18 protein-coding genes are annotated in these 23383 nt (G+C 49.9%); 9 read left to right on the top strand and 9 right to left on the bottom strand.

The features are described 5' to 3' along the window. Positions 1-21: 21 nt before the first annotated feature. The 3 genes from GK108_RS14025 (at position 22) to GK108_RS14015 (ending at position 3820) form a co-directional block, all read left to right on the top strand. Entirely contained in the window at positions 22-909 is an 888-nt protein-coding gene (locus GK108_RS14025; RefSeq protein ID WP_163949177.1) for a cation diffusion facilitator family transporter, read from the top strand. A 148-nt stretch (positions 910-1057) separates the two neighbouring features. Next, positions 1058-3169, top strand: a complete 2112-nt coding sequence (locus GK108_RS14020) for a TonB-dependent receptor (protein WP_163949173.1) — start codon at positions 1058-1060, stop codon at positions 3167-3169. Positions 3170-3253: 84 nt separating this feature from the next. Further along, positions 3254-3820 carry an antibiotic biosynthesis monooxygenase gene (locus GK108_RS14015; protein WP_163949170.1) on the top strand — a complete coding sequence of 189 codons (567 nt, stop codon included), beginning with the start codon at positions 3254-3256 and terminating at the stop codon, positions 3818-3820. 48 nt (positions 3821-3868) lie between these two features. On the opposite strand, the gene GK108_RS14010 is transcribed toward GK108_RS14015, so the two are convergent. The 8 genes from GK108_RS14010 to GK108_RS13975 are packed head-to-tail and all read right to left on the bottom strand — an operon-like array spanning position 3869 to position 10237. After that, positions 3869-4462, bottom strand: coding sequence for a 4'-phosphopantetheinyl transferase superfamily protein (locus GK108_RS14010; protein WP_163949167.1), 594 nt, complete (start codon positions 4460-4462; stop codon positions 3869-3871). After that, a complete protein-coding gene (locus GK108_RS14005) occupies positions 4459-4716 on the bottom strand; it encodes an acyl carrier protein (RefSeq protein ID WP_163949163.1) in 258 nt (85 codons plus the stop codon). The genes GK108_RS14010 and GK108_RS14005 overlap by 4 nt, the downstream gene beginning before the upstream one ends. Further along, entirely contained in the window at positions 4703-5995 is a 1293-nt protein-coding gene (locus GK108_RS14000) for a beta-ketoacyl-[acyl-carrier-protein] synthase family protein (protein WP_163949160.1), read from the bottom strand. The genes GK108_RS14005 and GK108_RS14000 overlap by 14 nt, the downstream gene beginning before the upstream one ends. Further along, the gene (locus GK108_RS13995; protein ID WP_317166526.1) at positions 5988-6434 is read right to left on the bottom strand and encodes a 3-hydroxyacyl-ACP dehydratase FabZ family protein; all 447 of its coding nucleotides are present in this window, start codon (positions 6432-6434) and stop codon (positions 5988-5990) included. Before GK108_RS13995 ends, GK108_RS14000 begins: the two co-directional genes overlap by 8 nt. Positions 6435-6450: 16 nt before the next feature. Further along, complete coding sequence (locus GK108_RS13990; RefSeq protein ID WP_163949153.1) at positions 6451-7248, bottom strand: SDR family oxidoreductase; 798 nt, start codon at positions 7246-7248, stop codon at positions 6451-6453. Beyond that, the gene (locus tag GK108_RS13985; protein WP_163949150.1) at positions 7242-8294 is read right to left on the bottom strand and encodes a type III polyketide synthase; all 1053 of its coding nucleotides are present in this window, start codon (positions 8292-8294) and stop codon (positions 7242-7244) included. The genes GK108_RS13990 and GK108_RS13985 overlap by 7 nt, the downstream gene beginning before the upstream one ends. Beyond that, a complete protein-coding gene (locus GK108_RS13980) occupies positions 8285-9004 on the bottom strand; it encodes a methyltransferase domain-containing protein (RefSeq protein WP_163949147.1) in 720 nt (239 codons plus the stop codon). Before GK108_RS13980 ends, GK108_RS13985 begins: the two co-directional genes overlap by 10 nt. 18 nt (positions 9005-9022) lie before the next feature. Next, positions 9023-10237, bottom strand: a complete 1215-nt coding sequence (locus tag GK108_RS13975; protein WP_246224897.1) for an NAD(P)/FAD-dependent oxidoreductase — start codon at positions 10235-10237, stop codon at positions 9023-9025. Between the two features lie 191 nt (positions 10238-10428). Here GK108_RS13975 and GK108_RS13970 point away from each other — a divergent pair, with 191 nt between their 5' ends. Together GK108_RS13970 and GK108_RS13965 are read left to right on the top strand one after the other, a co-directional pair. Further along, entirely contained in the window at positions 10429-10686 is a 258-nt protein-coding gene (locus GK108_RS13970) for a BPTI/Kunitz domain-containing protein (RefSeq protein WP_163949144.1), read from the top strand. A 276-nt stretch (positions 10687-10962) separates the two neighbouring features. Beyond that, positions 10963-15570 carry a glycoside hydrolase family 9 protein gene (locus tag GK108_RS13965; protein ID WP_163949141.1) on the top strand — a complete coding sequence of 1536 codons (4608 nt, stop codon included), beginning with the start codon at positions 10963-10965 and terminating at the stop codon, positions 15568-15570. A 169-nt stretch (positions 15571-15739) separates the two neighbouring features. Here the strand turns inward: GK108_RS13965 and GK108_RS13960 are convergent, their stop codons facing one another. Then, the gene (locus tag GK108_RS13960) at positions 15740-15937 is read right to left on the bottom strand and encodes a hypothetical protein (protein WP_163949139.1); all 198 of its coding nucleotides are present in this window, start codon (positions 15935-15937) and stop codon (positions 15740-15742) included. 550 nt (positions 15938-16487) lie between these two features. Between GK108_RS13960 and GK108_RS13955 the strand changes: the two genes are divergently transcribed. The 4 genes from GK108_RS13955 to GK108_RS13940 all read left to right on the top strand — a co-directional run bounded on the left by GK108_RS13955 (position 16488) and on the right by GK108_RS13940 (position 23255). Then, positions 16488-17189: an RNA polymerase sigma-70 factor gene (locus GK108_RS13955; protein WP_163949137.1), complete on the top strand. Its 702-nt coding sequence runs from the start codon at positions 16488-16490 to the stop codon at positions 17187-17189. Between the two features lie 75 nt (positions 17190-17264). After that, on the top strand, positions 17265-18278 hold the full coding sequence (locus GK108_RS13950; protein ID WP_163949135.1) for a FecR family protein: 1014 nt from the start codon (positions 17265-17267) through the stop codon (positions 18276-18278). A 25-nt stretch (positions 18279-18303) separates the two neighbouring features. Then, positions 18304-21783 carry a SusC/RagA family TonB-linked outer membrane protein gene (locus GK108_RS13945; protein ID WP_163949133.1) on the top strand — a complete coding sequence of 1160 codons (3480 nt, stop codon included), beginning with the start codon at positions 18304-18306 and terminating at the stop codon, positions 21781-21783. Between the two features lie 29 nt (positions 21784-21812). Continuing rightward, positions 21813-23255 carry a RagB/SusD family nutrient uptake outer membrane protein gene (locus tag GK108_RS13940; protein WP_163949130.1) on the top strand — a complete coding sequence of 481 codons (1443 nt, stop codon included), beginning with the start codon at positions 21813-21815 and terminating at the stop codon, positions 23253-23255. Positions 23256-23383 lie beyond the last annotated feature (128 nt).

The following is a 23383-nucleotide window of genomic DNA, read 5'->3' as shown; positions in this document are numbered from 1 at the left end:
AATTCGTCAAAAACAAACGTAATGAATTCGCCAACCATAGAACCACATAAAGCCAAACGGGGAGAACAAACAACGTTAATAGGCATTTTTGTCAATGTTGCACTAGTATTGGTAAAAGGCATTGCCGGATGGCTTGGCAATTCATACGCCCTCATTGCGGATGCGATGGAATCGGCGACCGATATCGTTACGTCTTTTTTTGTGTGGCTTGGCCTTCGAACAGCATCCAAGGCTCCTGATGAAGACCATCCGTACGGGCATGGAAAAGCAGAACCATTGGCGGCCATTGTGGTTGCGCTGGCACTCGTAGGCGCAGCTATCCTGATTGCGGTTCAGAGTATTCAGAACATACGCGTTCCTCATGAAGTACCTGCTCCGTTTACGCTGGCCGTGCTGGCGGGTGTTGTGGTTGTGAAAGAGGTTTTGTTCCGACGAATAGCCAAGGTAGGCGATGAGGTTGACAGTAGTGCCGTAAAAGCCGACGCCTGGCACCACCGCAGCGACGCCATTACGTCCTTGACCGCCTTTGCAGGAATCAGCATTGCGCTGATTGGCGGGCCTGGCTACGAAAGTGCCGACGACTGGGCCGCTTTGCTGGCTTCCGGGGTGATTGTCTACAATGCCTACCACATCTTTCGTCCATCGTTTGGCGAAATCATGGATGAAACGCCCGCTGGCGACTGGGAAGCCGAATTAAAGTCGATCGCCATGACCGTTCCGCAGGTTATGGATATTGAAAAATTCAGGGTTCGCAAAACCGGGTTCGAGTATTTTATCGATCTGCACGTCATCGTTCCGGGTGATCTGACTGTCAGTCAGGGACATGCCATTGCCCACGCCGTAAAGAATGCGATCCTGGAAGCCAAACCGGCGGTCTATGATGTGCTGGTACATATCGAACCCGCCTGATCGTTTCGCAGATTCTCGTGTAAATCAAGGTCTATTGCGTGATAAACTGTGAATTTCATACAGTAAACGACCCATAGATTTCAGACATTTGCAAATCGAATACGACCCAGGCAATCTGTCTATGTTGCCTTCCCTTTTACTCAGCTATATGGTAAACCATTACATTACGTCTGCCCTTACGGTCTGTTTACTAGCCCCAACCCTGCTGTTTGCTCAGACACCGGCCGCTTCCGCTCTTGACGATACGCTCCAGCTCAATGAAGTAGTGGTTCGAGGTTACGCCACCAATCGCCGTTTGCTGGAAACGCCAGCGTCGATTGGCTTACTAACCCGTCGTGATTTAAATCAGCGCTTTGGTACGCCAACGCTCGTACCGGCCATGAATACACTACCCGGCGTACGGGCCGACGAACGCTCGCCGGGTAGCTATCGGCTGGCTATTCGCGGCAGTGCGATCCGGTCTCCGTTTGGGGTACGTAACGTGAAAACGTACTGGAATGAGCTACCCCTCACCGATGCAGGGGGTAATACGCCCCTCAATGCACTGGATATTCGGGCCCTGGGACGTATTGAAGTTATCAAAGGGCCTTCGGGTAGTTTATATGGAGCCGGAACGGGTGGAACCATATTGTTTAGTGGATTAGGAGTTCCCGCCGGTAAAACGAACGTAGAGGTTTCAGCGCTGGGCGGCAGTTACGGTTTATATGGCAACGGAATTGCGGTACAAACCGGCAAAAACAATTCGGCCATTGCACTCAACTATAATCACGTACAGGCCGATGGCTACCGCGACAACAGCGCGATGGTTCGCGATAATCTGAGTCTGACAGGCTCGTTTACAGTCAGCCCGAAACGGACGATTTCTGTACTTGGCCTATACTCCGATCTGCACTATCGAACACCCGGCGGACTAACCGAAGCACAATATAGAGCCAATCCAAGGGCATCGCGCCCGGCAACGGCCACCCTGCCAAGTAGTGCAGCCCAACAGGCGGGCATTTATCAGAAAGTGGGCTACCTGGGTCTGTCTCACGAATACAAATGGAATGACCGGATTCAGAACACGACCGTTCTGTATACCTCCACGACGGATTTTGCCAACCCATTCATTACGAACTACGAGAAACGTACCGACCAGGGTATCGGCGGCCGCACCGTCACCCAGATACGGCTACCGAATGGGCCACTGCCTACTACGTTCACCGTTGGCGCTGAACTTCTGCGGAATTTTACGGTAGTACGCAACTTTGGCAACCGTGGCGGTGTGGCCGATACTATTCAGACGGACGAAGAGTTAACCGCCCGGCAGACAACTATTTTTGCCCAGGCTGAAGTAGAACTCCCCGCCCGATTCCGGTTAACGGCCGGTTTAAGTCAGAACGATGTTCAGTATGATTTTGTCCGGTTCCCCGTTCGGTCGGCAGGTGCATTACCAGCCGTTACGTTGCCCCGGAACTTCTCGCCGGTATGGCTCCCCCGAGTGGCTTTGCTACGTACCTTCGGTCCTAACCTGGCTGCATTTGCCAGCATCAGCACCGGCTACTCGGCTCCATCGTCGCAGGAGGTTCGGCCCTCGGCAGGTGGTTTCAATACCAGCCTGAATCCAGAGCGTGGCACCAATTACGAAGCTGGTCTGCGTGGTTCGATAGGTCGACTTCGTTTCGACGTAGCAGCCTACCAGTTTTATCTGCGACAAACCATTGTCAGACGCTCAGACGCGGCCGGTGCCGAATACTTTGTCAATGGAGGACGTACTGACCAGCGCGGTCTGGAAGCGCAGTTGTCGTACGACATTGTGTCGACAGCTACCAATACAGAAAACCCCGCCTTGTTCTCCCTGCTACGGGTGTGGCACAGTATGTCGCTTATCAATTATCGTTTTCGGGACTATCAGCAGGGAACAACTGATTTGTCGGACAATCGCGTACCGGGAGTTGCTCCCACGACACTCGTAACGGGTCTGGATGCTGAAACCAGAGTGGGTTTATACGCTCACGTTACGTTCCAGTTCCTGAACGAATTTCCGCTAACAGACGCCAATACGGTTATGTCTGACCCGACCCGATTAGTACAGGCTACGCTGGGCTACCGGCACGCGTTAGGCCAGCACTGGCTGGTGGACATTTACGCTAGTGGCGACAATCTACTCGATCAGACGTACTCACTGGGCTATGATATCAATGCTGTTGGCAATCGGTTCTACAATGCCGCACCAGCCCGAAATGGCATTGCGGGCGTTCGACTTAGCGTAAAGTGGTAACTGGTTTCTAGTACATTTGACTTTTGACAAACTTTTGAACTTTGTCAAAAGTGATAACATATCGTTTCGTTACGCCCTCCTGCCATGCCAACCAACATTCCTATTGAAGTCGACAGCGCCGTTACAACGATTATCGTTCAGCGGCCTCACAGTCAGCAAGTTCAGGCCTACGAAAAATGGCTTCGGGAAATGGTGCCCCTGGCTCAAACGGCACCTGGACATCGGGGGGTCAATGTGATTAAACCACATGGGGCAAACAACGACTATACGATCGTGCTCCATTTTGATTCAGAAACGAATCTACGCGATTGGCTGGAGTCCGACACCCGTAGACGAATGGTTGACAAAGTACGCCCTCTGCTCAATGAAGACGAACAAATAGATATAAAAACTGGGCTTGAATTCTGGTTCACGCCCAAACAAACTACGAAAGTAGCTCCCCCTTACAAGCAATTTTTGGTAACGCTGTCAGCAATTTACCCCCTGTCGATGCTTGTAGCCTGGCTCCTTTCGCCCCTGGTTGCTACGTTCCCTTTTTTATCGATCCCATTTGTCAGAGCCTTTCTAACCAGTGTGATCATTGTTGGCATGATGACCTATGTGATCATGCCGCGCTACGTCCGACTGGTAGCAAAATGGCTCTACCGCTAAGCTGGCGTTCTTACAGGCAAATGATCGGGCGTTATTGTCATCCATCTACTACCAGCTGACCGGCATGGCAAAAGCGCCGTAATGACCGTGATGACTCAGGCTGATGGGAATACATTGTCCATCCCCAAGACTTATCGACGGCACACCGATATCGTTTTTACGGATAACTATATCACTAACAGGGGTTACTATTTTACAGGACAGAAACTGCTTCAGCACCTGACGAATACCTTCATGCTGGTGCTGATAGTCAACGTCATCGAACGTAACGATCTGATGCACAAATGGCGTTTTCTTTGGCGTAGCCAGTGCTACGCTTGCTACGTAGTGTGGGGTAATGACTGTTGTTACGGTATACTCCTGCTGATAGAAAACGCTTCCTGCCAGCGTGTGCTGATCCAACTCTGTTACGTAGCAGACCAGTTTCTGAGGAGCAAAAAACGGGCGACCTGTCCGGCGAACGATTAGCTTGTAGGCGCTTTCCTTCATACTCCAAAGCGTCCAGACCATTAATCCAGGATCGGTTGACGACTGGATAAGCCGCTGCTCATCAGCCGTAAACAACTTGCCGAGAAAACCGCTACGTTGCCAGTTACTCTCTACACGGGCGCGCTCCAGATCAACAATATCGTTGCCGATCATTTTTCGGCTAGTTTTTGTCGAATGATATCGATAGCCGCGCCAACGGTCAGCATACGCTCCATCGATTCGTTATCAATTTCGATGTCGTATTTCTCTTCCACATCGAGCGCTACGTCGACCAGGTTGGCAGAGTTAACTTTCAGATCCTTGATAAAACTAGTTTGTTCGGTTAGTTGCGCAAAGGCTTCTTCATCCTGAACATAGGGTTTGACGATGGTTTTAAGGGCAGTAATTAATTCATCATTCGTTTGCATGAGCAGTCTGGATCTGATAGTTCGTTAAGATAACGCAGGCGTTCACATCGCCAAAGCCAAAATTGGCCTTGGCTACTACGTTAACTGGTTTTTGAATACACTGTTGCGGAATTCGGGAAGGATCAATCAGGTCCGTGATAGCCGGATGCAGGTCTTCACAATTCATAGATGGATAAATAAAGCCCTCATGAAGTTCCAGCACAGCCGCTACGCATTCGATGCTTCCGGCCGCACTCAGACAATGCCCCACCATCGATTTCAACGAATTGATATACGGAAACTCCGAGCCACTACGTCCGAGGGCGTTAACCCATCCTCTAACTTCATCCGGGTCTTTCAGGGTGGCGGTCAGATGACCATCGATCAGATCAATATCGTCGGGTTGAATGCCCGCCTGCTCAACAGCTTTCTGAATGCATCGCTGGACGGCAGCTGCGTTCGGGGCTGTCATGGACCCGCCCCCGCGTTGACCACCCGAATTAACATGACCTCCCCGCACTTCCGCGTAAATCGTGGCGTTACGTTCCAGGGCACTTTCCAGCGATTCGAGCACCAAGGCTCCAGCGCCACTGCCCGGCACGAAGCCGCTGGCTGACGCACTCAGTGGCCGAGAAGCCCGATCCGGCGACTGGTTGTATTGATAGGGTAACACCCGCATGGCATCGAATCCACCCCAGAGATAAGGCCCGTGATCATTACAGCTTCCTGCCAGCATGCGTGTTGCCGAGCCGAAGGCGATCCGTTCGTAGGCCATCAGCAACGCTTCCGTACCCGTTGAGCAGGCCGACGAATTAGCGGTCAGCTGATTACCGCATCCGATCATGCCACCCAGGTAGGCACTGACACCACTGACCATAGTCTGCACCACGGCGGTACTGCCTAATCGCCGAACCTGCCCCTGATCGATTTTATAAACCGATTCTCTGATTTTTTCAATGCCCAGCAGCCCTGTTCCAAACACGATACCGCTTTCCCAGTCCGGTTCATCGGTGGCTACGGGCAGACCGGCGTGCCGCCAGGCTTCCATCCCCGCCATAACGCCGTAAATAACCCCACTACTATTGAGCTGTTGAAGCTGTAGGTCTGTGAAATACTGCTTCTTATCCGTTTCTGTAATGGGAGGAATACCACCAATCTGACACGAAAATTTCAGGTCGGCCAGCTCCTGATGGAACGTAATACCACTACGTCCCTGTTGGATAGCTTCCCGAAAAGCCGGAAGCCCTACGGCGTTGGGCGCTACAACGCCAAGACCTGTAATGACGACTCGATTACGCATCTGATTTCACGTTCATCATGCCAGCAATACTACCTCGGCAAACCAGTTCTTCCCGGCTGTTTCTCATCTCCACATTACATTTTAGCTTTTGAAACCGATAGTATTCTTTTACAGAACGTACCGTCACCGTTTCGCCGGGGAACACGGGTTGGTAGAAATCAATCTGTGTCGACGTCATAGCAATTTTCAGATCATTTATCGACGAGTCGGATAGCAGAAAAATCCCCAGGCAGACCACGCCAATCTGGGCCATCACCTCGGTCAGGATGACGCCCGGCGTTACGGGATTGCCAACAAAATGCCCTTCATAAAAAAACGAATCTGCGGCAAACGTATAACGCCCCTCTACCCCATTTTCTGTGACGCTGACTAACGTATCGACAAACAGGAAAGGTTTACGATAAGGCAGTTTTTGAAGGATATGGTCGCAGGTTTGCACGTTGGTATCTACACGTTTATTGAAGATGCTCTCCCCCATTTACAGGAATAACTGCGCCATTGATCCAGGCAGCTTCGTCTTTACAAAGCAGATAAACCGCATTTGCTACGTCTTCCGGGGTTGTTAAACGAGCCAATGGATTACGTTGCTGACTATACGCCAGCAGTTGGTCGGCCCCCGGAATCATCCGCATCGAAGCCGTTTCCGTAACACCGGCCATAATGCAGTTGCTACGTATGCCAAACGGAGCAAACTCCAGGGCGATCTGGCGGGAAATAGCTTCCAGAGCCGCTTTGGCAGCAGAAACGGCGGCATAGCTTTTCCAGGCTTTCCGGCTCCCTTCGCTGGTGAAGCTAATGATGCGGGCATCATCGGCAAATAAACTGGCCGCCAGCACCTCCTTTGCCCAATCATACAAACTGATCGCCATTGCATCGATGGTTAGTTGAAAATCGTCGTGTTTCAGATCGGTCTGTTCGTTCGTGCCCATTAGTTTCAGATTGCCTTTGGCAATACTGTGAACCAGCACTCTGACCCGCCCGGACGGCTTTATACTTTCGGTTAGCTCGCCGATGACCTGCCGACGTCTATCGGCATGGGTGGCATCGACATTGTATTGTTTCAGTTCGATACCGCTTTGCTGAATTTGCTCAAAGGCGCGCGCTACGTCGGGCATATCGGCTTTACGGGTTCGGTGTACGATACATAGATTCATGCCGTGTTTAGCCAGTTTTCGGGCAGTCGCTAGTCCTAATCCCTGACTACCGCCGAGAATAATAGCCCAATACTGAGTGTCTCGAAATTCGTTTACCACTTTAATAAAACCCGTTGCGCTGTAAAACCAGGACCAAAACTGAGCATGAGACCATACGTATCTTTTTCGGGTTGTCGGTCCATAAACCGCTCCAGTACGTACAATACCGTAGCACTCGACATGTTTCCGTATTGACGTAGCACCTCTTTGGTATCGTCGATGGTCTTGCCCAGCTTCCCGAAAAGCTCCTGAACGACCTCCACAATTTTTCGGCCGCCCGGATGAAAAATCAGGTGCGATATATCGTTGATAGCCAGTTGATTTTTTTCCAGAAACGGATGCACAATGGCCGGAAAATGAGCCGCTATGGTTTCGGCCACTTCCTTGTCCAGCACCATCTGCAAGCCACTGTTTGTCAGCCCAAAACCCATCATATGGATGGCATCGTAGAAATGATACATTTCTTCGGCCAGCACTTCGGGGCCCTGGTCGGCTTCGTTGGAGGATAGCAGCACACAGGCCGCTCCGTCGCCAAAAATGGCCGCACTCACTACGTTAGCCATCGAATAGTCATCGAGCTGAAACGTAGCCGTGGGCGATTCAACTGCCAATACGGCCGCCCGTTTTCCGGGATTGGCTTTCAGGAAGTTTTTGGCATAAATGATGCCCGATACACCTGCCACGCAGCCCATCTCCGTCACCGGCAACCGGACAATGTCCTGCTTCATCTGCATGCTATTGATGAGATACGCATCCAGCGATGGAATCATGATTCCGGTGCAACTGACCGTAATCAGATAATCCAGATCAGTAGCCTGCCAGCCGGTTTTTTTCAGCGCATTTGCCAGGGCGGCTTCGCCCAGTTTGATCGACTCCCGCGCATAGATCGCGTTCTTTTCTTCGAACGACGTCTGGGTAAACACTTCGGCGGGCGTCATCATCGAATATCGCTTATCGACAGCCGCATTCTCAAAAATCTTGCGCACTTTCCGACGAAAGCGATCATCCTGACCAGCCAGCCAGGTATCCAGAAACAGTAGAATGTCTTTTGTCTCGCGCCAGTGATCAGGTAAGGCTTTGGCAACTCCTGCAATTTTTACACACATAGGTTCCGGATAATCCATTGATAACGAAAAGCCCAACGCCAGTTTATCTGGTACGATGTTAACTGGAGCTGTCGGGAAAAGGTCTCTAAATCCTGTTTTTTAAATCCCCGAAGAATAGAAATCAGCCCATCCTCTCTGGAGAGTTTATTCAATCGAAAAACAAAGCAAACGAGCTGAAAAAGCCGGTAGGCCAATGCGCTGCGGTGCAGATCATTAATCACGACTCCCCGCTTTGCCTGCTGAGACAACAACCGCATCAGTACCAGAATCTGCTCATCTGTGAAGTGATGAAGTGTTAAGGTACATAACGCAATATCGTACTCCAGACGGGCAAAATCATGATCAAATACGTTCATCACGGCATACGTAACAGTTGGATAGGCAGCCGACAGCGTTCGGGCATGATTGATGGTATACTCATTGGCATCGATCCCCAAAACAGTAATTGGTATGCCTCGCTCCCGCCCAAAATTGACCACAGCCCGGCACATATCGCCATTGCCACATCCAATATCGACAATAGACATCGGTTGTTGGGTTGTTCTGTTGCCCAGCAGCGTTTTCATTCCGTCCAGGGTTACCTGATTGCCCCCCAACCATTGATTGATAGCCGCAATTTTGTCCAGTGCATCACGCAGTTCGTCGCCCTCCAGCGAAAAATCATCCAAAAATTCTTCCTGCGACGTTCGCTGCTTTGTATTCACTGTCATTGATGATTCGTTAGGGTATTAGTTACTCAAAATAGCGTCGTTCAAGGGTTTGTCCATAGGTCTGCCGTGTGTTCTCCTGATAATTAGTGGCAAAGCGGCTGGCATTCGCTGCAAACTGCCCATCAACGCCGACGACAACGTAGCGTTCTGAAGCAGGGACTGGATAATCCGTCCAGTAGTCAACCTTGTTTTGAACGCATTGTTCCATGATGTTAGATAACGATGCTCCAGATCCGCCCGACTGGTAATGCTTTTCCGAAAAAACTGGACGATCAACTCAGAAACGATCCTGGCACTATGAATGGCCATTGCCATGCCATTACCACACAGTGGATGAATAACGCCTGCCGTGTCGCCACACATCAGCACGTGCTTTTCCACCGGTTCTTTTCGGGCAAACGAAATCTGACTTATGGTCAGCGGTTTCTCGAACAATGGCACTGCCGTTGCGAAAAACTCATTCAGGAAAGGATTTTGGCTCAATACCTGTTGCTGAAAAGCCATCACGTTTTTATGTTTTTTGAAACTGTTATAGCTTACCAGATAACAGGCATTCACGACGTTGTTTTCGACCTGGCTCAAGCCACAATAACCTCCTTCGAAATGATGCAGCGACACCAGATCGTCGGGGAAGCTGGCCCGATAATGCGCCTTGACACCCATCCAGGGTGAGTTTTCCTCGATAAAGCGTCGACCTAGTTGCTTATCCAGTCCAGACCGTTTTCCATAAGCACCAATCACGATTTTTGATGTATACGTATTTCCGGTCAACGTGGTTGCGTCGAAGGAATCGTTTTTGAACTGAACATCGATTACCTGATCCTGCACAATCAGAACACCATCGGCAAGGGCTTTTCGGTACAGAATCGCATCAAAGACGTATCGACTTATGCCAAATCCACCCAACGGCAATCGACTTTCTATCGTTTTTCCCGCAACGGTACTGAACAAAAAACGCTCAATGCGCGACGGCGCTACGTCATCAAAAACGATACCGAGTTGTTCGAGGTAGGGAAGCACTTCGTTGGATACGTATTCTCCGCAGACTTTATGCTGCGGGTACGGATGCTTTTCGATCAGGGTAACTCGCAAACCATGCTGAGCCAGATGAATGCCTGCCGTTAAGCCAGCCAGGCCGCCACCAATGATCAATATATCCGCATCAGACGTCATGGGTGGGTGATTAAGAGAGGAGAGTTCACTGGCTATATAAACCCGCCGGTAACGTAACATGTTTTCGCCTGGTTATGGGATTTCGTAACACTGGCAGCTTAGGTATGACAATTATCAGATTTCCCTCCCACTTTTCCAACGGTTTGTCTTACTACGTAGTCTTGGTATTACGTATGGATGCGTTTGTCCCAGACAGCAAGATGCAGTCTGCGACAAACGCTCAGTTTCCTTACAGATTAACGATAAGCATCATGCACAACCTATCCATTCGTCACTTTCCGTTCAGTTTATTAACCCTGGCGCTATTGGTCATAGGCTGTAAAAAGGATTGTGCATCGTCGGAACGCTGTCAACTAAAGCCAGACGCAGGACCCTGCTACGCTGCTTTCACCAAATACTATTACGACCAGACCGAGAAACGCTGCAAACAATTTACGTATGGCGGTTGTGGTGGTACTGTTCCTTTCGACACCATGGAGCAATGCAAGGAATGCGAATGCCGTAATTAACTCCTTTCCATCCGATTTCCTCCCGGTTATTCGAGTGCCAATCGGCTACTGATAACACTAGGCTATCCCCATAAATTATCCCTCTCCCAGCGCTCCTTTTCGCTCTAAACAAAGCTTAGTCGTCGGTTTAAGCAACTCAGTCATCGTTTCCGACAATTCGCGCGGAGAGTTCCTGCACCACTACTAACGGCCCGGTATGTTTACCCGCGCTTTTAGGCCCTAAAAAGCACTTTTTATAATCATAAAAGAACCGCCCAGGGCGCGGGAGTTAACTTAATGAAACAGTTTTGTTTATGGACTCTGGTCTGGTTACTAACCATGTACCACGGTCTGGCGGCCCCACCCGGCACCACCGATTTTATCCGAATCGATCAGTTTGGGTATCTCCAGAACGCCCGAAAAGTGGCGGTCATTGTCAATCCACAAGTGGGCTCCAATGCGGGGCAGCCCTTTCATGCCAGTACAGGCACCAATCAGTACCAGGTTCGTCGATGGTCCGACGATGGTGTGGTATTTAGCGGAACCATTCAGGCCTGGAACAATGGCGCCACGCAGGCATCCTCGGGCGACAAGGGATGGTGGTTCGATTTTTCGACGGTCAATACGCCGGGTTCGTATTACATTTTCGACGTTGGCAATAACGTGGGTTCGTACCGTTTCGACGTTGGCGACAATGTGTACAGCGACGTATTGAAGGCGGCCATGCGCGTGTATTTCTACCAACGGATCAACTTCAGCAAACAGCCGCCTTACACCGATTCGAAATGGGCCGACACTGCCATGATGGAAGGCCCGCTTCAGGATCGACAGGCTACCAGCCGTGATGCGAAAGGTGATACCAGAACGGCTAAAGATCTGCACGGTGGCTGGATGGACGCTGGCGACATGAACAAGTACGTAACCTTTGCGGAGGAACCCGTAGCGTTGCTGCTGGAAGCGTATCGCCTGAATCCATCCGTATTCGGGGATAACTTCAACATTCCTGAATCGGGAAATGGCATTCCTGACGTTCTGGACGAGGTCAAATGGGAACTTGACTTTATGCGTCGCATGCAGGATGCAACGGGAACCGGTGGGTTGTTCCTGAAGGTGGGGTTCGATACGTATGAAGGAGAGGTATCTCCGCCCAGTGCCGACAAACGCCCCCGCTACTATTTGCCCGAGTGTACCTCCTCGACCTTGGCCGGGGCTGCTATGTTTGCGGTTGGCGGAGCAGTGTATCGCACCATTCCGGCTATGAGCGCCTACGCCCAGGATCTGATTACACGTGCCGAGCAAGCCTTTAACCGAGGAAAGCAAACGACAAACGGATTCACTACGTTCCAGACCGATTGTGACGACGGCCATATTAAATCCGGCGATGCGGATAAGTCGGCAACCGTTCAGCGTCAATCAGCAGTCGTCGCGGCTATTTATCTGTTTGAAGCGACCGGGAAGGCTGAATACAAAACGTTTGTCGATACGTATTTCTCGCAGATTCAGCCGGTTCAGAATGAATGGTGGGGTCCTTACACAATGCACGTCCATACGGCACTGTTACGGTACGCAGCCCATCCAGATGCTACGCCCGCTACTGCAGCGCGAATACGCAGTGTAAAAAGTGTTCAGAATGACGTCTTGTCGATTAAAGATTATACGGCCAATAAGGATTTATATCGGGCCTATATGGCAGACGAGCAGTATCACTGGGGCAGTAATCAGGTTCGTGGCAACGCGGGTGTCGCCAACCTCGACTTCGTAAATTTCGCCATCAATCCGTCGAATAAGGCCCTGTATCGGGAAGTGGCGGGCGAATACCTGCACTGGTTTCATGGCGTGAACGCCCAGGGAAAAGTCATGCTCTCGAACATGTATCCCTACGGTGCCGAGAATTCGCAGAACGAGATTTATCACACCTGGTTCGCCCACGGTACCGACTGGGATAACGCCCAGACGTCGCCCAAAGGTCCAGCACCCGGCTATTTAACCGGCGGCCCCAACAGCATGGATCAGTATACCGGCACAGAAGGCTATATCCGGAACGAACCGCTACAGAAACGGTATAAAGACTGGAATACGGGCTGGCCGCAGGACTCCTGGATTTTTACGGAGGTCGCTATTTACAACCAGGCTCCTTATATCAGTCTGCTTAGCCGGTTGATGGTTCCGACCACCGATCCAACCGATACCGAACCGCCAACCACACCCACCAATCTGGTTGCCTCGGAGCTTTCGCCCTATTCGGTGAAGCTCACCTGGAACGGATCGACGGATAACCGGGGCACGCCAACTTATGAAGTCTATCAGGATGGGGTTCGAATTGCCGAAACGCCAGAAACATCGTTTAACGTAACGACACTGTCGCCCAGTAACAGCTACGTGTTTACGGTAAAAGCAATTGATTTCTCGGCCAATCGCTCCAATCCAAGCAATGCCGTAACGGTCAGCACACCCGCACCCAGTGCCAACGATTACATTATTTACGGTGATGCACTCAAAAATACCGTTGTTGAATGGTCGTGGGGCAGTGGCAATGATCTGGCGAACACCAACCCGGTGAAAATCGGCCAGCGTTCGCTGAAAGTAAACGTAACGGCAAAGTTCGGGGCATTAAGCCTGCGTAATAGCGAGATTCTGAAAACAGCCAATTATCCTGGTGGTGTACAGTTCTGGTTCTACGGTACCGATAAAACGGTACGTATATTCATGAGCGAAATCGATACCGGCGAAACAACGGATTCGTATCGAATCAATGCCGAACCAAACACCTGGACACTCGTTCGGATTCCGTGGAGCTTCTGGGGTAATCCATCCCAGATTCAGCGGATTTCGTTTGCCGATGGCGCCGGAGAAACACATAGTTTTGTCCTCGACGACATTCGGCTAATTGCGGGTGATACGGCGCCCGATACGCAGGCGCCCAGCATTCCAGCCAACCTATCGGCCACGAACGTAACGACAACAAGTCTGCGTCTGAACTGGTTAGCCTCAACCGACAACGTGGGCGTAACGGCGTACGAAGTCTATCAGGGTACGACACTCCTGAACGATAAGGTTACATCGACCAGCTTCGACGTAACAGGACTAACCTGTAACACGACCTATCGATTTACCGTTCGGGCGAAAGACGCAGCCGGAAACGTATCAGCCAGCAGTAACGAACTGACTGTACGAACGGGAGCCTGTACCACAACCGATACCCAGGCGCCCAGCCAGCCTACGAATCTCGTGGCCAGCAACGTAACGGGTAATAGCTTCACACTAAGCTGGTCGGCGGCCACAGACAATGTTGGCGTAGTGGGCTATGAGGTATACCAAAACGGGGTGGTCATCAATAACGTAACAACTACCACCCTGAACGTTAGCAACCTTGCTTGTGGAACCGCTTATGTATATACCGTACTAGCTAAAGATGCCGCCGGTAATAAGTCGACACAAAGCGCATCGCTGACCGTAACGACGACCAATTGCCCGCCCTCCAGTGGCAACGATGCTATCTACGACGAAGCCCTGAATCCGGAGTGGAAAGAATGGTCGTGGTCGGTTGATCGAAACTATGCGAACAGCAATCCGGTCAAAGTAGGTCAAAACTCGCTGGCCGTGACGTATACCGACGGCTGGGGTGGCTGGTCGATTATTCGGAATACACCTTTTACGCCCAGTCCGCAGACCACGCTACGTTTCTGGATTTATGCGACCACCAACAAAACCATCGGTGTCTATACCAACACCGACAATGAAAGTGGTCAAAGTGCGGTATCTACGTTCCAGCCAACACCCAACGTCTGGCAGGAAGTTGTTATTACGATGGCACAGTTAGGCAATCCGGCCCGTATTAAACGACTAACCGTTCAAAATCAGGCATCGGGGAGTACGTTGATTTATCTGGACAATATCCGGCTCGAACAATCCTTCAGCCTGACAGCCAGCAACGTAACGGCTACAGGTTTACGTCTGACCTGGAGCGCTCCCAGCAGTAACAGCAACGTAGCGGCTTACGACGTTTACCGGAACGGAACGCTGTTGACCAGTACTGTTGGTGTGACCACTGTCGACGTAGCAGGGCTAACGTGTGGTACGGCATATACGTTTACGGTACGGGCTAAAGACGTAATGGGCAATGCGGTTGATCAGAGTGTTCCCCTGAGCGTTACGACCGTTGCCTGTCCGTCAAACACAGCGGGTGAGGCCATTTACGATGAAGCGCCGAACGCCGAATGGAAAGAGTGGTCGTGGGGCATTAACCGCAACTATACGAACACAAATCCAGTCAAAGTAGGGCAATACGCGTTGTCGGTTGCCTACAATGGCGGTTGGGGTGGCTGGTCAATTATTCGTAACTCGGCTCTGGTTCCCACGGCTCAAACCACCATTCGATTCTGGATTTATGCGACCACCAACAAAACGATTGGCTTGTATACCAATGCCGAAAACGAAAGTGGTCAAAGTGCCGTGTTCACGTTCCAGCCAACGCCCAACGTGTGGCAGGAAATCACGGTTACCATGCCACAGTTAGGCAATCCAGCCCGTATCAAACGCCTGACTATTCAGTCACAAGCCGGTGGCGACAATCTGATTTACCTGGATAACATCCGAACCGAAACGCCCGTAGCCGCCCGACTGGCGGCCACGCGTGAAGAGTATGGAACGGAAAGCAGCATCATGATCAGCCCAAACCCAACGGGTGGGCCTATACGCATTCAGATCCAGACCAATGAAGCCCAGGCTGGTACGCTAACCGTTCTGAGTCAAACCGGCGTATCGGTGTATGATCAGCCCGTACAGGTACAGGAAGGCCTGAATGAATTCACGCCCAACCTTAGCCACCTTCCTGCGGGAACGTATCTGGTGCGGTGGCAAACCGCAACCAGGCGATTGGTAGGCAGGCTGATCCTGTCGAATTAATCAATAAAAGTGATCGACTATAGTTGTCACAACCCTGGCTGCTAGTCGGGCAACGACCGGCTGCGGATTGATCAGATCGTCCGCAGTCGGTCAATCCGAATCAGATACAGTACAGTACCTTTTCGATTGAGGCAAACTAGATGACCTATTGCTTCTACAGGCAACAATCTCAGGCACATATCCGAACCCGCGACAAGCGAATGTCGGATCGATTAAACTCGCGCTGCATTTCAGCAAATACAAAATCAATAGCCTCGTCGGGATCGCGGGCAACTATGGAAAGGTCTTTGTCCAGTGTAAGACTTTTTTTCGTTTCATCCAATACGTCAAACATAACGCGGATTAGTTTTCGTTGATTGGCAGCCATACCTAATGCGTATTACTTGGTTAGTAGATGTTGTAAAAATCTATTCAGAAAATTATTGGGCAACCTGAGTTTAGCCAGCAACTAGTTTCGTCACATAGCGCAGGCCCATGTCAATCCCCTTCGTCAACTGACAGCGTAATACAAAGGTAACAGCAATAGACAATACTTGTATTATATTATAATCAATATATATTATAAAAAATTTATAATCACCTGACAATCAACTAAATTATCAATAGTTAGTATCTTAATCAAATTGCTTCGACTGAGGCCTATCTTACAATTGACATTGGATGTACTCAACGAATCGGTCGTTAAACCAGTAGAGTATTCCTTCATAAGCCTTGCTACATCTGCCACATTGCAGTTCGCTAATTCAGACGTACAGCCAGCTATTGACTTAGAGTCAACAGCCAAAATTCAATTTTTTGAAAAAATAATGAAATAAGACTAAGTGTTTTTGGTGCTCACATCGTCTTGGTTAAAAGGCTTTCATAGACAACGTACGACTCAGCCGCCCTAAAAAATTTACTCTAAGAGGAAACCAAAAATGAATCAATCGTTTCATTTACCAGTAGAGCTGGGACACGTCTTACCCCTAAGGCAACGATCGGAAACGAGGCCGTTGTACGTAGTGGATATGGAAGAGCCGAACCAACCCTCTTCCGATAAGGCCGGTTGGGATACCGAACTCTTTCTCAAAAAAGCGTTTCAGGACGATATCGATCATGGTATCAGTTTATTATTCCGACACTATTACGCTCTTTTATGCAGCCACGCCGTTCGGTTCGTGTCTTCCAAAGCAATTGCGGAGGATATCGTGTCAGATATTTTCTATGAATTCCAGGCAGAATCGCGCTATTTAACCATCACAACCTCCTACAGAGCCTATTTATTCACAGCCGTTCGAAACAGAGCTTTCGACTATGTTCGGGCCGAAATGCGACGCAACACATCGCTGGATAGTGCCGAATTGATGCCTGCCCACAACACACAGTCTCCCGATTCCATTACGCAGTACGAAGAGTTGTATCACGATGTGGAAAATGCCATCAATGATATGCCATTGAAGCGTCGTCAGATTTACGTCATGCACCGCTTCGAAGGAAAAAAGTACAAAGAAATTGCGGATGAACTGAACCTATCTTTACGTACGGTTGAATCCCATCTTTTTCAGGCCATACGTCAGATTCGGAATACGCTGAAAGACAAATGGCTATTAATCATCTTCTTAATGGGCCTGATGCGGTAGAAAATCTATTTTTCCCGCGACTTGACTACGTATTTTTTATCTCGAAATCGTCATGATACTGCTAACATATTGTCGATGAAAACTCAGGTATCAAAAGAATCACTTCTCACTTATTTTTCTGGTCGGGCAACTGCTCTGCAGAAGCAGGCCATTGATGAGTGGGCTAACGATGAGGCTAACCGTGAGCTGTTTTTTATGCATCTGGCCGCCTGGGAAAGTCAAAATCCACAATTTATTGCCGACGATCAAAAAGCCCTGAACCGGCATCGGCAACGTATTCTTGACAACGCCGTCAATGAACCAGCCGCCCCCATACACACAACCGAGGAACTAGTCGTACACCGAACGTATACGTACTGGCCGCACTGGGTGGCAGCCGCTTCTATCGGCGTTATTATTACGCTGGGTGCTTTATTCTTTAAAGACAACCTGCTGTTCAAAACCTATACCACCGGATACGGAAAAACAAGCTCGATTACCTTATCGGATGGAAGCCAGATTACGCTCAATGCAAACTCCACGCTACGTGTACCCCGGTTTGGCTTCGGCCAAAAAACACGAAAAGTGGTTCTGACTGGCGAAGCTGATTTTGCCATTAAGCATCTGCCAGACCATCAGCACTTTGTTGTCCAGACCGACAAAAACTTTGAGGTTGTGGTGTTAGGCACTGAGTTTATGGTCAACACGCGCGAAAAGAGCAAAAAGGTGGTGCTCAACAAAGGTAAGGTTCAACTGCTTTATCAGGAAGGTAAAACAAGCAGGCAGTTGACCATGAAACCGGGTAATCTGGTAACGTTCGACCCCAAAGGGCGGGTGAGTTTAAAACAAACCAGCGCCCCCCAGAACTTTACGTCCTGGAAAGAGCATCGGTTTGTGTTTGATGGCACAACGCTGGAAGAAATTGGTAATCTGCTCGAAGAAAACTACGGTGTAAAGCTCCAGATTGCCGACAAGACCCTAGCAACCTGGACCATATCGGGCGCTTTCAGGGCCTACAGTGCTGACGAGCTTATCGAAACGTTAGCAGCAACTTCATCGAATTTAACCTACTCGCAGCAGGGCGACACCATTGTCATAGCCCAAAAATAACAACACCTAGATACCCTTAACTACCATGAAAAAACTATTACGATTACTGCTCCTCACCGGGGCGGTCCTGGGAGGAGTACGCCCTGGCTTTTCGCAGGTGCTGGCCAGAGCAGAGCAGGCCCAACCGAAAGAATCGGCCAATCGAGCGGCTGCACAAAAGCTAAAAGACGTACTGAAGAAGTTACAGGATCATTACGCCATCGACATTCTCTTTTTCGACCGGAACGTAGAAGGGCTGGTGGTAGCGCCTAATGTTGTCAATTTAAGTGCGAATATTGAGCAAAACCTTTCCGCTGTCTTAAAACCACTGGGCTTGCGGTACAAGAAAGTAAAGAACGGCGGCTACGTAGTAATTGCCAGAGAGCCGCTCGATAAAGCTGAATCGACCATCAATCAACGGCTGATCATTACGCCAGGCCCACTGGACAGACTTCAGAGTGAAGCCGACTCCAGAGACATGGGGTTACCGACCCGGCTCGCAATGGACGAAAAAAACGTTGACATTCTTGTTCAGGGCACCGTAACGGATGAGAAGGGGGAAACGCTTCCGGGGGTCAGTATCATTGTGAAAGGCACGCAGCGAGGAGCCACTACCGATGCTGAGGGTAACTACAAACTCGACGTACCGAACGCTACGTCGGTCTTGATTTTCAGTTACGTAGGCTATCTGTCGCAGGAGGTCAGTGTCGGTAATCTCACCACCGTGAACGTTACGTTAAAAGCCGATGATAAAACCCTCGACGAAATTGTGGTGGTTGGTTATGGAACCGTCAAGAAAAAAGACCTGACTGGCTCGGTAGGCGTCGTTAGTGCCAAAGAAGTAAAGGATCTGGGCGTGACCCGGATCGAACAGGGATTGGCGGGTCGGGTGGCCGGTGTGCAGGTAAAAGCGGTGTCGGGCGAGCCAGGCGCGGCTCCGCAAATCCGAATACGGGGCATCGGCAGTATTTCGGCGGGTGCTGGTCCGCTCTACGTAGTAGACGGGTTTCCTACGGATAATATTCAGACACTGAACCCCAACGACATTGAAACACTGGACATTCTCAAAGATGCATCGGCAACAGCCATCTATGGCTCACGGGGTTCCAACGGCGTTGTAATCATTACGACCAAACGAGGTAAGGCCGGTAAAGCAACCATCTCGCTCGATACGTACTACGGCTGGCAGAGCGTATCTAAACTGCCCATCATGAAAAACTCGCTGCAACAGGCTCAGTTTTTTTACGATGGCATGCGCAATAAGAATCTGGACGCCGGACGTGACGTATCTGGCCCGCCCACTTCCTGGGCCACTCCCGTTCCGGCCATTATCATGGATGTGCTGGAAGGCCGAAATACCACCGACGAAAACTCCCTAAACAAAGTTTTGGTTACGGCTCCTCAACGTCAGATTCAGCTATCGGCATCGGGCGGCTCCGAAAACATTCGGTATGCGGTAAGCGGTGAGTATTTTAATCAGGATGGCATCATCATAAACAGTGGCTTTAAGCGGTATTCACTACGTACCAACATCGATGCGCAACTCTCGAAACGACTGGCGCTTAAGGTCAACATTAACCCTGCGTATACAGAACAGCGTTCACTACCGTCAACGGGTGTCAGTGGCGGCACCGCCAGCACACTCGGCATTGTAGCGTCTACCCTGCAAATCCATAATTTCCGGCCATTACTGAATCCCGATGGCAGTTATTTCAATTACGCTGGCCTGGCCGATATGGCCGATATTTACAACCCCCTTGCCGTAGCCCAGGAAACAATTACATCACAAAAAAATCTGCGTTTACTGGGAAACCTGAACGTTGAGTACCAACTCATTAACGACTTAAAATTTAACGTCTTGTTTGGTGGTAGTCTGCTAACCAACAAGGGAATGTATTTCAGACCTCAGCGGCCTTATTTCGCCAATGAACTCCCAACCGGAACAGACAATGCGGGCCTGATTACGAACTGGCTCACGGAATATACGCTGAACTACACGAAGAATATCAGCAAGCACTCCATTGCGGCTTTAGCTGGTTTTACGGCCCAAAAAGAACGGGGAGAAATCAGTACGATGTCGAGCAACAAGTTTCCAAACAATTTAGTCCCTACTCTGAGTGCGGTTGGCGGATTGATCACGAACGGTACGGCCAACATCTACGAATGGTCGCTGATCTCTTACCTGGCGCGGGTTAACTATAACTACAACAGCAAATACTACGTAACGACGTCGATACGTACCGACGGTTCGTCTCGGTTTGGTACGCAGAACAAATACGGCGTATTTCCATCGGTAGCCCTGGCTTACCGTATCTCCGATGAGAGTTTTCTGAAAAATATTCGGGATATCAGCGAGCTGAAACTACGGGCCAGCTATGGCGTAACGGGTAATAATAATATTGGTAACTATGACCAGTACGCTACGATCAATTACGAGAACTATGCATTAGGTGGCGGTGTGTCGACGGCCATTGCTCCCGGTCGGATTGCGAACCCAAACCTAACCTGGGAAACCCAAACATCGCTAAACTTTGGCGTAGACGCCAGCTTTTTCAATAACCGTATCAATGCCTCGATCGATCACTTTACCTCGCGTAACACCAACCTGTTACTGAATGTAAATATCCCTAACAATACAGGCTTCAGCACTGCCTTGCAGAACATCGGCGAAGTTCGGAATACGGGTTGGGAATTCGTTCTGAACACCGTAAACATCGACCGTAAAATCAAGTGGTCAACCGATTTTAACGTCTCTACGTACCGCAATAAGGTTACGAAGCTGGGACCTCAGGGCGACCCTATCTACGCGGGCAATAACGTAACGATGATTGGGCAACCCATTGGCATGTTTTTCGGATGGATAGTAGATGGTGTTTTCAAAAATCAGGCCGAGCTGGACAAAGGACCAATTTATAACCCAACCGGCAGCGACCGTTCGCATGTGGGCGATATCCGATTCGTTGATATCAACGGCGACGGCGTGATTACCAATGCCGACAAAACAATCATGGGGTCTCCTTACCCGGACTTTTTCTACGGCATGACCAACCGCGTATCGTACAAAAACCTGAGCTTAAGTGTAAGTCTGCAGGGGTCGCAGGGCAATCAGATCTACAATACATCGCGCGGAGGGGGCAATAGCGGACGGGCCCGCGTTCGGGGTTATGCGTTTAGCAATAACTACTGGAAATCGGAACAAGACCCCGGCGACGGCAAAACACCCCGCCCCAACGATACGCCAACGGGTGGCGTCCGGCTGCCGAGTCAGCTGTTTCTGGATACCGGTACGTACCTGCGCGTAAACAACATTACCCTGGCGTATGCGTTCCCATCAGCCCTCGTTCAAAAACTCAAGCTCGGTTCGCTCCGTGTGTATGTCAACTCGAACAATCCGTTCATTTTCACGAAAAACACAACCTTTAATCCAGATGTCAGCACGACCGAAAACCCGCTCACTCCTGGTGTGGAAGCCAACGATTACCCACTTCCCAAAAGTCTGCTCATTGGCCTGAATGTTGGATTTTAATAGATGGATGCCTAAAAAACTTGAAGAAAATGAAAAAGATAGTTTGCCTAGCAGCTATGGCTACCGGACTAACCCTGGCCTCCTGTCAGAAAAGTTTCATTGAACTAAATCCCATATCGACGGTCAGTGTCGATGCTATTTATAAAACCGATAAAGATTTTCAGGATGCGGTGGTTGGCATTTATAGCTCACTGCGGAATCAGTATCAGGATTTCTGGATTTTTGGCGATCTCCGTTCCGACGGCTCCTGGCACGCACTAGGAAACGACGCTTTCCTGATTTCGGTCGACAAATTCAATATGAATAGCGACGCCAACCTGATGATATCGACCTGGCGGAATTATTACAGTGCGATCAATCGAGCCAATCTGGTCCTCTCTAAACTGGAATCGGCCGATCCGGCCGTGGTGACGAATCGGGACCGGCATATTGGTGAAGCTAAGTTTCTTCGTGCTTTTGCCTACTTCGATTTAGTCCGAATTTTTGGAGACGTACCGTTGAATACTGCGCCAACGTCTATTGAAGCTGGCTATACGAAAGTGCGCGAAAAAGCCGACAAGATTTACGAAGAGGTTATCATCAAAGACTTGATGGATGCCGAAGCCAAATTACCGGCCAAATATACCGGCGTCGACGTAGGCCGGGCCACCAAAGGAGCAGCCAAGGCAATCCTGGGCCGCGTGTATATGACCCGTAAGGATTTCGTAAAGGCCGAAGCTAAGCTACAGGAAGTCACTACGTCAGGCTATTCACTGCTCGCCAATTACAACGATTTATTCGACTATTCGAAAGACGAACACCATAGCGAATACATTTTTGATATTGAATACCAGGATGGCAACCTGGGCGCCGGCAGCGGCTTTTCAAACAAATTCCTGCCCAAGTCGGCCAACTCAGCCGCCGAAACCTTTTATGGCATTAAAGGCGGAGCCGGAGAGCAAAACACACCTACACTTGCTCTGTTCGATTCATTTGACCCGAAAGATCCACGTAGAGACGTAACCGTTGCTAAGGGTTACACCGACAACAATGGCGCTTTTCAGGGCTTTTTGCAGATCGCTACGTTCACCAAAAAGTATCTGGCCCCCACCAACTCCCTGAACGATAGCAAGGTAAACTGGAAAGTGATCCGCTACGCCGACGTGCTACTGATGTATGCCGAAGCCCTGAACGAAAACGGCAAAACGGACATAGCACTAACCTACCTGAACCAGGTCCGCACCCGCGCCAAAATGCCTGCCTATACCACGATGACGAAAGACGAGCTACGTACCAATATTTACAAAGAACGCATCTACGAATTGTCGATGGAAGGCGTACGCTGGTTCGATCTGGCCAGAACCAATCGGTTAGAAAGCGTGATGGGTCCATTAGGATTGAAGCCATTTAACGCTCTCTTCCCAATCCCGCTGGTAGAAATTCAGATCATCAACAACCCATCCATCCTCCCTCAGAATCCAGGTTATAGTTGATTAAAGACGTTTTTCAGGTTGTGTTGTACGCCCTTGAACGTAGTAAAAACAGAGGACCTCTACCGTATAGCACAACCTGAAAACTATAGACTTTTTTCAACCAACCTTACCTTTTCTGCTCCTGCATT

The sequence above is a fragment of the Spirosoma terrae genome, assembly GCF_010435915.1.
In the GTDB taxonomy this organism is placed as follows: domain Bacteria; phylum Bacteroidota; class Bacteroidia; order Cytophagales; family Spirosomataceae; genus Spirosoma; species Spirosoma terrae.
This window is presented reverse-complemented; position numbering and strand designations above follow the sequence as displayed.

Excerpts from the sequence above, each read along its gene's own strand:
- GK108_RS13945 (WP_163949133.1), top strand. The coding sequence starts at position 18,304 with ATGAAAAAACTATTACGATTACTGCTCCTCACCGGGGCGGTCCTGGGA.
- GK108_RS13950 (WP_163949135.1), top strand. The coding sequence starts at position 17,265 with ATGAAAACTCAGGTATCAAAAGAATCACTTCTCACTTATTTTTCTGGT.
- GK108_RS14020 (WP_163949173.1), top strand. The coding sequence starts at position 1,058 with ATGGTAAACCATTACATTACGTCTGCCCTTACGGTCTGTTTACTAGCC.
- GK108_RS13965 (WP_163949141.1), top strand. The coding sequence starts at position 10,963 with ATGAAACAGTTTTGTTTATGGACTCTGGTCTGGTTACTAACCATGTAC.
- GK108_RS13955 (WP_163949137.1), top strand. The coding sequence starts at position 16,488 with ATGAATCAATCGTTTCATTTACCAGTAGAGCTGGGACACGTCTTACCC.
- GK108_RS13960 (WP_163949139.1), bottom strand. The coding sequence starts at position 15,937 with ATGGCTGCCAATCAACGAAAACTAATCCGCGTTATGTTTGACGTATTG.
- GK108_RS13985 (WP_163949150.1), bottom strand. The coding sequence starts at position 8,294 with ATGTGTGTAAAAATTGCAGGAGTTGCCAAAGCCTTACCTGATCACTGG.
- GK108_RS14005 (WP_163949163.1), bottom strand. The coding sequence starts at position 4,716 with ATGCAAACGAATGATGAATTAATTACTGCCCTTAAAACCATCGTCAAA.
- GK108_RS13975 (WP_246224897.1), bottom strand. The coding sequence starts at position 10,237 with ATGTTACGTTACCGGCGGGTTTATATAGCCAGTGAACTCTCCTCTCTT.
- GK108_RS14000 (WP_163949160.1), bottom strand. The coding sequence starts at position 5,995 with ATGCGTAATCGAGTCGTCATTACAGGTCTTGGCGTTGTAGCGCCCAAC.
- GK108_RS14015 (WP_163949170.1), top strand. The coding sequence starts at position 3,254 with ATGCCAACCAACATTCCTATTGAAGTCGACAGCGCCGTTACAACGATT.
- GK108_RS14025 (WP_163949177.1), top strand. The coding sequence starts at position 22 with ATGAATTCGCCAACCATAGAACCACATAAAGCCAAACGGGGAGAACAA.
- GK108_RS13980 (WP_163949147.1), bottom strand. The coding sequence starts at position 9,004 with ATGACAGTGAATACAAAGCAGCGAACGTCGCAGGAAGAATTTTTGGAT.
- GK108_RS13940 (WP_163949130.1), top strand. The coding sequence starts at position 21,813 with ATGAAAAAGATAGTTTGCCTAGCAGCTATGGCTACCGGACTAACCCTG.
- GK108_RS14010 (WP_163949167.1), bottom strand. The coding sequence starts at position 4,462 with ATGATCGGCAACGATATTGTTGATCTGGAGCGCGCCCGTGTAGAGAGT.
- GK108_RS13970 (WP_163949144.1), top strand. The coding sequence starts at position 10,429 with ATGCACAACCTATCCATTCGTCACTTTCCGTTCAGTTTATTAACCCTG.